The following is an 11,917-nucleotide window of genomic DNA, read 5'->3' on the forward strand; positions in this document are numbered from 1 at the left end:
CCCGAGTAGTTACCCAGGAAGACCATGCTTATCAGCCAATACCTGAACAAGGGTTTCCTTCAAGGTCTCGGACTCCTTCTCCAGGTGGGGCAAAAGGTGTGCGACCTTGGCAAGGTCTCCTTTCTTGGCCGCCGTTTCCATGTCATACGCCGTCTCTTTCAGGGAGAGTGCACTGAGGTTGGCAGCTATGCCCTTGATCGTGTGGGCCTGAAGATGAACCAGGAATGCATCCCCGCTGGCCAGGGCTTGTTTCAACCTGGCTATCTGCCGGGGAGCATCTTGAAGAAACCCCTCGATGAGGATCATGGCCAGATCCTCATCGCCCAGAAAACGGCTCATAAAATCTCCCCGATCGAATACCTGAATTAGCGGCTTTTTCTTTTCTTCATCTTCCCTGATCTGCTCCTGACTTGGTCTGCTCTTTTTCCCCCAGTCTTTAAGCACCTTGGCCAGGGCCTGTGGATTGACCGGTTTGGAAATGTAGTCGTCCATACCCGCTTCAAGGCATTTCCCCCGATCCCCGGTCATAGCCTGGGCAGTCATGGCGATAATGGGAATATGGTGATTGAGCACGGCTGATGAGGGATGGCGTATGATGCGGGTAGCTTCATATCCATCCATTTCCGGCATCTGGCAATCCATGAGCACCAGGTCATAGGGAATCGACTCAAGGGCTTTGAGTGCCTCCCGGCCATTAGCCACAGCATCGGCCCTGTACCCCAGTTTATTCAGGATAGCCAGGGCTACCTTCTGATTGGTTATATTATCCTCAGCCAGCAAGATGCGGATCTTGCGGCGGTTGTTCTCCTCAACGGTGTATTTGGTAACCAGGCTTTCTTCCTTTTGGTTACAAGGTGGATTCTTTCTCCCCAGAGCCAGGGAAAGAGCATCAAAAAACCGGGATTGTTGAACAGGCTTGGTAAGATAAGCGGCAAACCCGATCTGATCAAGCCTGGCTGCATCTCCACGTTTGCCGATCGAAGTCATCATGATCAGGATCGTTTCGCGCAGGAGAGAGTCCTGTTTGATTTTTTTTCCAAGCTCCTCGCCGCTCATCCCCGGCATTTGCATATCCAGGATAGCCATAGAGAAGGGTTTTCCCTCTTGAGCTGCCAGCCGGAGCTTTTCGAGGGCCGAATAACCGTCAACCGCTTCTTCGCACAGGCACTTTCGAGCCCGGAGCAACTCGACCAGAAGGCATCTATTGACTGGATGGTCGTCCACCACGAGAAGACGAAGCCCGCTCAGGTCGGCTATTTCCCGGTAAGGTTTTGGCTCTGTCTGCTTGTCCAGGACAATGGTAAACCAGAAAGTAGAGCCTTTCCCCTCCTCGCTGACCACACCGATCCGGCCACCCATCATCTCGCTGAGGCGCTTGGATATGGATAAGCCAAGCCCTGTTCCCCCATATTGGCGGCTGACTGAGGAATCAGCCTGGGTAAATGGTCTGAAGAGCTTTTCAATCCGCTCCCTGGCAATGCCTATCCCGGTATCACTGACCTCAAAGCGCAGGGTAGCCTTACGGTCATCCTCCTCATCGAGCTTTACCCGGATGATTATCTCGCCCTGGTGAGTAAACTTGATGGCATTTCCAGCCAGATTAATCAGAATCTGGCGCAGTCGGCCAGGGTCTCCCCGAAGGAGCGTGGGCACGTGCGGGTCGATAAGAGAAACAAATTCAAGGCCCTTTTCCTGGACTTTAAAACTCAGTATATCGCTCAGCTCATCCAGGGCAACCACCAGGTCAAAATCGATAATCTCAAGCTCCAGCCTGCTGGCCTCAATTTTGGAAAAATCGAGAATGTCATTGACGAGGGCCAGCAGCGACTCGGCACTGCTGCGTACGATATCGGCGTACTGGCGCTGCTCCGGCGAGAGATCCGTATCGAGCAAAAGCCCGGTCATACCGATTACCCCATTCATGGGAGTCCTGATCTCATGGCTCATGTTGGCTAAAAATTCACTCTTGGCCTTATTGGCTGCTTCAGCCTGGACAGCCAGGTCATTGGCCCGGTCAATCGATTCCTTAAGCAGCCAGTTGGCTGCCTCGGTCTCCTCCTTGGCCTTTCTGAGCTGCTCTTCAATTATCCTTTGTTCGGTAATATCCTCAGCCGAGCAGACAATGTATTCGACCTGTCCGGCAGCATTCAGTTTCGGTGTTTTGACAATGGATAACAGGCGTCTTTCCCCACGGCCATTGGTTACCCATTCTTCGGTGCGCATCTGCCTTTTTTCCTGGAACAGGAGGTTATTTCCGGACAGGCAGGCTTCTGCCTCATCATGAGGAAGCAGGTCATAGATATTCCGATATTCAATATCCCTGATTTCCCGGCCAAGAAAGTCCGCGCGGGCGCGATTGACCCTGCCGCAGGTTTTAGCATCCATAAGATACCATATCTGGGTTTCGATATTGTCTAACAGCATCTGGAGTTCCGCTGTCCGCAGATTGACGAGCTCTTCGGTTTTCCTTGCCTGATGATGAAGAGTTTGAAGATAGAGCATAAGCAGGAAGGTAATAAACAGCCCGGCAGGCAGAATCAGCCAGTGCCCCAGAGAACGGTGGGCTTTGAGATAAGAAGCTTTGGCTGTGCAGACTACCGACATTTTCCGGTCAGCCACAGGAAAGGTTTCTTCAAAGGATAAGTCCGGCAATGCCCGCTCTGACTGGAAAGCAGTGGAATACAGAAGGCGTTCCCGGTACGGGGCGGATAAATCAAAAAGAAGGAAATCCATGCCTTCATGAGGTGCGTGGACCAAAGCGCCTTCCAGACAGTCACTGGGCCGGAACACGCCGACAACAAATCCCAGCAGGGCTTTTCTTCGTTCTTCCAGTTGAGCGACAGGTTTTTTTGGGTCATAAACGGGGATAAAGACGAGAAAACCGAATTGATTGCCGGTTTCCTGCACCAGCCTGATTCGGGAGGTGACCGCCGGTTTTCCGGTATCACGCGCTTTTTCCAAAGCCTGGCGTGTTACCGGATCTGAGCCAAGATCATAGCCGATCATTCTCTCATTACCCTGGTAAGGCTCAAGATAATAGACCGGAAAGTACTCGTCACGAAAGGCTGCCGTGACCATCTCTCCCCGATTGTTCTTTTCCCGGAATCGGAAATGAGCAAAACCCTCCTGCTGTGCTTTTAATTCAAAGCGCTCCCGCTCCTGGCCGGTTATCCGGGGAATCCACTCAAAAGCTTGAATACCCCGGCCCTGGGCAATAACCGGCTTGATGAACCTTTCAAATTCCAGACGCATCACTACACCTTGAGACCGGTCAAAGAATCTGCGCAAGGCGTCAAGGTCCAGGAGCGCCTGACCAAGTTTCTCCCTGAGCAGGAAAATGCAGGTAGCCGCTTCTTTTTCAAAATACTCGTGAAGGTCCTTGTGGGCTGTTTTTCCGGCAGAATAGAAGAGGGCAATTGTCAGGATAAGACCGGCCAGGCCGATAAGTCCCGGCTTCCCAAACCACAGCCGGTTGGATACAATTTCCTTATTCTTTCGGACAAGACTGCCTTTGGGCAGAAGCGACCAGCCAGAGATCGCCGCCAGCAGGATGAGGCCAAGCCCCAGCAGCCAAAAGCGCGCCTGCCGGAGCGCCTGCCTGCCCTCACTGGTAATCAGAGGCGGCTGGTGTATCTTGAGGAGCAGGACCGGCTTGCCGTTCAGGTCAGGATACTCTGAATATATATCCAGGTACTCATGATATTCATTTTCCGGTTTCACCAGGTAGTAGGAGTAGCCATGGAGATTCTGGGGGATAAACTTCCGCGCTTTTTTCGGGAGCTCATGCAGGGCTGCAATGCTGAAGTCCACGCGATTCTGCCTGCCGATTAAGGTGGCCAATTGCTCGTTGAGAAATCGCCCCATAACAATAACTCCCCTGGCAGGGCCATGTCCATTACTGTCGAGAACCGGCTGTGAAACAATCAGCATCGGACCAAGGTCAGTCATGAGCAGGCCACTGCCTGCATCGTCTTGCGGGTGCTTTATGACAGCCATCAGCGGGTGAGAGAGGGAAAGAGGGGAGGTCAGAATAGATTTCCCGGTGATGAATGACCGCAGCTCCAGGTCATATACCCCCTGGTACCTGATATTTCCCTGGTTATCAGCAAGGCAGACCAGATTGAGATGGCCTCCCTCGTAGGTCGAGGGCATGAAGTTTTCATCGATATATTCCTGACCGCCCTCTTCGAGAAAGCTGCAGGTGTCGTCCCATATGGAATAGCCGGTAATAAACTGGCCCAGACTCTCCAACTCGCGCTGCATGGCCAGACGACACCGCTCAAGGCTTGCGCACCATTCGGTTGCCTCCATCACCTCAAATTTCGGGAAGACAATTAACCGCTGAATGCCCAGGCTCAGGAGCAAAAATAAACCAAAAGCTGCGGCAAAGCTCAAAAGTATTTTAGACTTTTCTACCAAAACCGTTTTACCTTTTTAGGAAATAGAATCTCGGATAGACTGGGGGCTCTATAATTCCATCGACATGGGCCGGGCTTTTCTTCAAGAAGAAAGGGGGGTGGAGGAAATGGAAGGGAAGAGGCTTGAAATTGATTTTTATTTCTTCTATACTAGTCCAAGTTTGATTTTTCAGGGCATATAAATTGCATGAGTTACATTAAATACTTTCTGATACTTCGCAAAGGTTAAGCAAATCAAAGCCTATATCAAAGAGCACTTTGGTGTAGACTATAGTGTTGAAGCCGTAAGGCAATCGCTCCATAAGCATGGACTGGAATTACTCCGCCCTAAACTTATCCCTGGCGATCCTCCCAGTGAGGAGGAGCAGAGAGAATTTATTGAAAAATATCACACTATGAAGTCCTCCAGCGAATCCGGAACCGTGACCTTATTTATCGATGGCATGCATTTGATTCATCAGCTCATTGCCAGTCTTTGCTGGGGAGATCCCCTTGATCCACCAGTGATGGAAACCAATACTGGTCGCAAGAGACTGAATATCTTAGGGGCATATAATCCCGACTCTCATTCACTTGTTCATCTTACGGGTGAAGAAAATTGTGATGCCAAGCGGATTATTGAGTTTTATACCCTCATCATCAATGCCTATCCCAATGCATCCAAGATCATAATCATCAGAGATAATGCTGCCTATTTACCGTGAAAATATTGGAGGACCAAGGGCAAACTCCTCCCTTCCCGTCAACCTGCCGGTTTACAGGCTGGATTGCAGCCCACGGAGAGTGGGGTTAACTCATTGATTTACCTGTGCTTGTACAGGCCAATAACCATACTTCTTCAGTGCCTTTATCCACCGAGGGGCATTGCGCTGAACAGCCATTGCCTCAGAGGCCACACATTGGTCTATGTATGGCTCTTTGTGTTTCAATATGGCCCATACCACTTCCAAAATCTTATGCCCCACTGCTACTATGGTTCGCTTGTGTCCCCGTCTTATCACAAGCCCTTTGTGTATTCGTTCTGCGCCACAGCCGAATAGTTCGCAGACAACACAATGGTTTCGATCTTCACATTTCGTATCGGTAGGGTCGCAGGCATTGCCGTTCAGACCGCGCACCAACACCTCGAGCCACCAGCGGATGGAACCAAGCAGGCCGGTGGTAATCAGACGGTCCGATTTTCCATTGAGGTCGCCGGTCCATAAATCCGTCAATGCCCTGAGTCGATAGGTTGTTCCGCCTTTCGTGAGAGCCATGGTTTCCCTCTCTTCGTTCATTCCTCCGCAGTCCGCTCGATGTCTGCTTCATCGAGCGGTTCGTCCACGGCATTGCGCAGCCAGGAAGGATCGAAGCCTACAGCCGAGGAGCCCTCGATGCGGATTCGCACTCTGGCTCCGTCAGATTTGTCGGCCAGGTTCGCGATGGCCGGGAATGCCTTGAAGACCTGTTCTCTGGTGGCTTCGAATGTCAGTGCGACCCGCTTCTTCCGACCGGCGGCATCCGTGCCCGTCGTGACAGGTCCAGTACTGGTTGCCACATCAATTCCGGCCGGGCCCTCTTGGACGCTCGGTGGAGGAACTGCGCCTGTATCGACGGGGAAAACGCCTGCGGGTTGGGCCGCCGGGGCTTCCGGGACCGCTGCCGGCATCATGAGGAAGCCGGAATCGAAATCGACTTCGTCATCGGCAATGGAGCGGCCGAGAATCACCTTGTCGCGATTTACCTGGTACCTTCCATCAGGACCAAGACCGGGACTGCTTCCACTCGCATAGGCGAAAACGCTTTCCGATACACCGCGAGCGATACCTTTACGCAGGACAGATGCGGATTCCAATCGAGGCGGCGCAATATCCCGGAAAAACGATTCAAGCACATCGGACGCCTTGATGCCCATGAGCGGCGGCTCACCCTCGCTCAAGCGTTCGCCGAGCCGCACTCGCTCGGCGATTTTCCGCGGGGTCACCGATCCGTGAATGCGCGGCGTTCCCACGCTGGTGAGAAGCTCCATGATCCGCTCGTGCACGCCAGTTGCCTGAAGCGGTCGACCGCCCCTTTCCACTTTCTCTATTTCCAGTTCGCCATCCTGAACCCGAGGCAACCACGCGGCCGTGTAAAGCTCCCGGAAGCATGACTCGGCGGCGGCCTGCTCGGTGCGTTTCCTCTCCTGGAGTTGATCAAGCTGGTCCTTGGTGAGCCGAAGTTGCTGCTTCTTGGCTTCCACAAGGTCGATGGCCAAGAGATACCGGACAGCGCGCCGCAGTGCCTCAATCTGTTTCTTCTCGGGTATCGCGAGTCCCAGCCCGTTGCGGAATCGCCGGGGACGATCCCCGTATTTGGTCAGGTACTCCTTGGCCTGGCGTTCCTGTTCCGCCTTGCCCTCGGCAGCGAATTCAAGCGGCAGGTAGGCGACGAGAAAGCGTGGGTCCTCATCGGGGATGTCTTGGCTCTTCGCCGGCCAGACGATGGCTGTGTGGTGTCCGGCCAGGCGGGTATCCAGCATTTCCTTGATCTGGCTTCGGACCGGGCCGAGACCGTGAGCCTGGGAATCCTCGCGGGCAACGGTCTGCTCCGCGTCCTCGATCAACTTGGTAACATTCGGGTCCTTCTTGAAGCAGTAGCGGACGCCGTCGTAATGCAGGTACAGGCATGTGTTGCGAAGCTCGGACAAGACTGCGGTGGCCGTGATGTTGTCGAGATCCGGACCGACGCAGGCCGCAAGCAGTTCGTTTTCCGTAACGCCGGGCGGCAGTGTCTCGTCGCTGCCCGAGCCCTCACGCCTCAATCCGCCAAACGAATACAGAAGGATGGCCGTGGCGATGCGCGTGGCGGGTTTCACACTGGCAAGCGCGGGGGTCTCGCGCGACATCCGGTCGTCGATGCGTTTTGCCCGGGCGTTCGGACCGTCGATGTCCGCCGTGATGACCGGGTCGTAGTCGTTCTGTACCCCAAGCTCTTTGAGCATCTTCACTCGGACATCCACGTCCTTCACCGGCACGTCTCCGGGCCCGAGAAGCGCCTTGGCCCCGCCGTTCTTCTTGAGGGAATGCATGCAGGAGGCAAGGAACCGCAGCGCGCCGCGTGTCCTCTGGAAGGCATCCACCGCGGTCCAGCGTTCCCTCATGATGTCGATGAGCGCGGGATGGAATGGATATGCCGCCCGCATCCGATCACGCAGCAGACGGCCTTCCTCCTCGGCCTGCTGGCGCTCGGAGGGGGTTTCGGCATGGGCCCGCCGCATGCCGGTCACGACGTCCTGATATGCCGTGGAAACTTCAGTTGCTGAGGAAGCGTCGGGAGCGCCGCCCAACAGACGCCGCTGAAGGATCGGAAGGACCTCATCCCCCGAGACAGGTTCCCTGAGTTGGTCCACCCGAGATGCGAGCTTGTCGATCTCGGCAAGCAGCCCGACATTGCCCAGGGCCTCCCTGGCGCTCCAGGTGAGGGAATAGACGAGCGCGGCCTTCTCGCTCCCGGCCACCTCGACGGTCAGGTTCTGGAAGAAATCCTTGGCCTGTCGCTGGAGGGTGGAATCAAGGACGCTGACCGCAGCGGAGCGCTCCATGTATTTGAGCACTTCGTCGAGGAGGATCAGAATCGACCGACCGCTTGCCCCCTTGGTAAGCAGATCGCGGATCACATCCCCGCCCGGGGCCACGCGATCCTTGTCGTGATCGGCCACCAGGGGGAAGGCCTTTTCGGGGTCGATCTGCCAGGCGATCCACCCCCACATGGTCTGAATCGTGCGGCCGTCATCCAGCGTCTTGCCGTTACGCGCGTCGAACTTCTCGCCGTCGAAAACCGCCACGGCCACATTGCCGGGCCGGGCGAATTCCTTAGCCTCCGGGATGCCGTCCAGCGCCTCTCGATTTCGCGCGGCATGGAACAGCGAAGCCAGGGTGTGCGACTTTCCACCGCCGAAAGGCACCCGGAGTTTCAATACCCGGTTGTAACCAGGCTTGCCGGAAAGGGATGCCAGCACTTCGTCCAGGAGCTTTCGCAGATCGGCCGTGAGATATGTCGCCCGGAAGAAAGCCTCCGGGTCCCGGTTGACCACGGGAACGTTGGGATCATTGGCGGCGATGGCTCCGAGATCGATGGCGAACACCGCCTCGGTCAGCGCACCCGCTTCCACGTCGGGATGGAGCTTGACCAGGTCGGTCCAGGGACGAAGTGCATGTGTGCTCACTTTTTGGCCTCCGAATTTCGAATGAGTTCAAATAGGGTTCCTTCCCTGGCGGCCAGCCGTTGGTCGATGAGCGCCCGCCAGTTGGCGACGAGTTTCTTGAGCGCAGCCCCTTCCGCCGGCGTGGTCGCCAGTGTGTGTTCCGGTCCGTCGTCCTTCCTGCCGGCCAGCGCCGTTCCGGCCAGGGTCTGGGCTACCAGTCGCAACCGTTCGCGGTCCGGCCTCGCCTCGTCGAGGAAGTCATTCAGCTTGCGGGGTTCGTTTTCCACCAGCCAGAGGATGCGGTGCAGAATGTCGATCAGCGGGGCGGACTTGCCGTCATCCTTTGGCATCCCCAGCTTTTCGTCATCACCCCGTTCGGCGAAATCGCGCAGCCGGTATTTGCCCTTCTTTTTTTCGACCAGCGCGCGGCTTCCGGACGAGAGTCCGTTCTGGCCGTCCAGCTCTACATTCTGGCCGTAGGTGAAAACGATGGCCTCGCCCGCGTCCATCTCGGCCGCCTTGTAAGCGTAGCGCCAGAGGACGTAAAACCGACTCGGGCCGTCCACCGCTGCGACCCCGCTGCCGGTAACCCCGAAGATTTTCTCAAGAAGCGTCTCCAGGACGACCCCTTCCACCTCGGCCAGGAACTTCTCGGCCGGGACCTCCTCGCCGTTTGCGTACTCCACGCGGGCAAATTTGGTGAAGGCGCGTAAGCCCGCGCCCACCGCGGCGATGACCAGGTCCGCGCCCGTGATGCCCATTTTCCAGAGCGAATCAACGCGCTCGCGGACGATCTTATCGAGCTCGGACCGTACTTCGTCCTCATAAGAGCCGGTCAATGCACCTTCACGTTTGCGGGCAACCAGAAAGATGCTGGACGCGAGCGCCGCCGTGTTTTGCGCGTTCTGACGTACTTTTCGTTCCATATCGACCGGCCAGGCCTCCACAACCACGAACCCCGCCTTCATCAAGGCATTGATGAGTGTGGACCAACCGGCAGTTGTTTTATGAGCGTATACGCAAACCAGCGGCATACCAGGACGAAGGACACGGTTGCATTCGACAAAGGCTTCCTCCATCATCTTTTCGTATGCCCGGTCGGCGAGTTCCTTCGATCCTTTGTGCCGGTACTTCGCCGCAATGGCTTCGTTCTTCTTCGGCGTCAGTTCAGAAGCGAAATGCTCCGAGTGGATGTTTCCAAGAGATCGTTTGTGCCATACAAAGAAATGATCCGCCAAGTTGGAGTAGGACCGGCTGTCGTAATAGGGAGGGTCTGTGATAATTGCATCAAAAGCATCCTCCGGCCAAGGCGATTTGAGAGCTGAACCACGGGCCACGATACCGGGGTAACCCGCCACGGCGAATTCATCGAGTGCCGCGGCAACATAGCCAATGGCGCTTGGCCAACTTCCAGAGGTATCGACAACGGGGTTGGCTTCAGCGAAATCCATAATCATTGGCATTCCAGCCGAATTAAATGTGTTCTTAATGAATTCGGGCTGCCAGGTACAGAACGAGGTGCAATAGTCTGCCAGCCGGCCGAGCGCCATGCTGAGGCAGGTTGCCATGGCCGTAGCAATATCAGCATCTCCCATCGCGTTGACCAACTCGACATGGGCTTTCCGGATTTGCCCGGCGAAACACGTCATCGCAAGAAGCTGGCGCGGTGAAAGGATGTCGCGCCAGTGAGTGAAGCCGTAATGCTGAACATCGAAAGATCGGGGATTCGGCTCAAGAGGTTCGGTGGGTACGGTCACCCCGTATGCAGCAGCAGCTTCTTCTGCACGCTTATGGAGGCTGCTATCATCCAAGGCTTGATGGGGAACGTCAGACGGTGAGAGATATGTCTTTCCGTCACTTCTCGTGCGGGTAGCGACGACGGCCATGAGACGATGCCCAAACCGCTTCGCACAACCTTCGGCCTTCACATAGTCGCTATCAGCAACAGTCCCACAAAGCGAACACGTTGCGTCACCTCCTTTTGAACCTGCCGAAGGGTTAAATCCCAACCCTGCCTCAGACCTTGCTTCAACAACCTCGAAACGAATGTCCTTGTTTTCGCGATCTCCGCAAATCTTCACGGCTACATACTTAGGATCACTCCTCTTACCGCCACTTTTCTTGCATAACCATGTCTGCCTGACCAGCGGAACAGTTGCCCCGCACGAAGGGTTTTTGCAGCGGACGGTCCGGGTCCAGAGATAGGCAACTGGCACGAGGTACCCCGGCGGTACACTTTCCCTTTCAGAAGACTGCCACAAATCGGCTTGAACCCGAGGTTTTTCACCCTTGCTGTCGGGATCGGGGATGAGCGGGTAAAGGTCGCCGATCTCGGCCTTGACCTTCTTGAGTACCCATTCGCCCCAGTAGCGGACCTCATCGGCCAAGCCGCCCCAGGTGGTTTCGCCCTTCGCGTTCTTGGGGCCGGTCATACCGCGGACATTCGGGTCGGGCTTTCCGTATTTCTGCGGATAGACCAAGGTGCAGAGTTGGATGATGTGCGCCACTGGGTTGAGGTCGAGGGCGTAGGCTTCACAACCGAAGCGCAGGGCTTCCAAAGGGATGGCCCCACCACCGGCGAACATGTCGAGCACCTTGGGACGAGGGGCGCGGCCTTCTTCGATGTCCTCGACGGTGACCTTCTTGCCGGTCTCTTCGGTCAACCGCTCGGCATGGGCTTCGAGAATATGCCGCTGGGCTTCCTTGATGACGGTAGGGTTGCCTGGATACTTGCAGAGCCGCTCGATGAACTTGGCCGCATTGGCCCTGCCCAGACTCTGCTTCTTGTTGTCAGGTCCGTTCTCCGGGATGAACCGCGACGCCGGGACAAGCGCGCCGTATACCGCTGCGCGACACGCCACCAGGGGCCGCCGCGCCCACCAGAGGTGAAGGGTCGAAATGTGCCCCTTGCGGACGGATTTCTCCCGCGACGCCTCGGCGCTGATGGCCTGTATCGGCAGGAAATCTTCTATGAGTCTGCGGTCGTTCAATTCAGCGTTCTCCACAAAGAGGTCCTTCAAGCTGACGGAGCCTGCTTTCAATCTGGATTCGTCCGGTCTGCTGGAGGTTCGGCGTGTAATGCGCCGCATAGTAGATCGTGCCTCGGCAGTTCTGTCGCCACTGACCGGCGCGGTCGTGATTGAGCACACGCTCCTGCACATTGTGCGACTCACCAACATCTAGGCACGTCCAGGTCTCGCCGTTCTTACACCAGATCACGTACACACCGGCCCTCGTCTCCAGTTGATTCGCTGAAGTAAAGGCCCCTTCGAAGTTGTAGCCATGTCGCTCAAAGCTCATAGGTCCCTCCTTTGGCGGAGTGTTCGTTCAAGAC

At 55.9% G+C, this 11,917-nt stretch carries 6 protein-coding genes and 1 pseudogene; 2 read left to right on the plus strand and 5 right to left on the minus strand.

The genetic code is table 11. The features are described 5' to 3' along the window. Positions 1-9 precede the first annotated feature (9 nt). Positions 10-4,419 carry a CHASE domain-containing protein gene (locus AB1611_12455; GenBank protein MEW6380402.1) on the minus strand — a complete coding sequence of 1,470 codons (4,410 nt, stop codon included), beginning with the start codon at positions 4,417-4,419 and terminating at the stop codon, positions 10-12. A gap of 232 nt (positions 4,420-4,651) precedes the next feature. On the opposite strand from AB1611_12455, the pseudogene AB1611_12460 reads away from it, so the two are divergent. Continuing rightward, positions 4,652-4,795 (plus strand): annotated as a pseudogene (locus tag AB1611_12460) (winged helix-turn-helix domain-containing protein). A gap of 18 nt (positions 4,796-4,813) precedes the next feature. Further along, the gene (locus AB1611_12465; protein ID MEW6380403.1) at positions 4,814-5,122 is read left to right on the plus strand and encodes a transposase; all 309 of its coding nucleotides are present in this window, start codon (positions 4,814-4,816) and stop codon (positions 5,120-5,122) included. Between the two features lie 90 nt (positions 5,123-5,212). Here the strand turns inward: AB1611_12465 and cmr1 are convergent, their stop codons facing one another. From cmr1 to AB1611_12485, 4 genes are read right to left on the minus strand one after another with little or no spacing between them, the layout of a single operon-like run. Continuing rightward, on the minus strand, positions 5,213-5,695 hold the full coding sequence (cmr1, locus tag AB1611_12470; GenBank protein ID MEW6380404.1) for a type III-B CRISPR module RAMP protein Cmr1: 483 nt from the start codon (positions 5,693-5,695) through the stop codon (positions 5,213-5,215). Next, positions 5,692-8,604, minus strand: a complete 2,913-nt coding sequence (locus tag AB1611_12475) for a DUF499 domain-containing protein (GenBank protein MEW6380405.1) — start codon at positions 8,602-8,604, stop codon at positions 5,692-5,694. The genes cmr1 and AB1611_12475 overlap by 4 nt, the downstream gene beginning before the upstream one ends. Continuing rightward, on the minus strand, positions 8,601-11,603 hold the full coding sequence (locus AB1611_12480) for a DUF1156 domain-containing protein (protein ID MEW6380406.1): 3,003 nt from the start codon (positions 11,601-11,603) through the stop codon (positions 8,601-8,603). Before AB1611_12480 ends, AB1611_12475 begins: the two co-directional genes overlap by 4 nt. Continuing rightward, positions 11,575-11,883: a hypothetical protein gene (locus AB1611_12485; GenBank protein ID MEW6380407.1), complete on the minus strand. Its 309-nt coding sequence runs from the start codon at positions 11,881-11,883 to the stop codon at positions 11,575-11,577. Before AB1611_12485 ends, AB1611_12480 begins: the two co-directional genes overlap by 29 nt. Positions 11,884-11,917: the final 34 nt, after the last annotated feature.

This window comes from bacterium (assembly GCA_040755755.1).
In the GTDB taxonomy this organism is placed as follows: domain Bacteria; phylum SZUA-182; class SZUA-182; order DTGQ01; family DTGQ01; genus DTGQ01.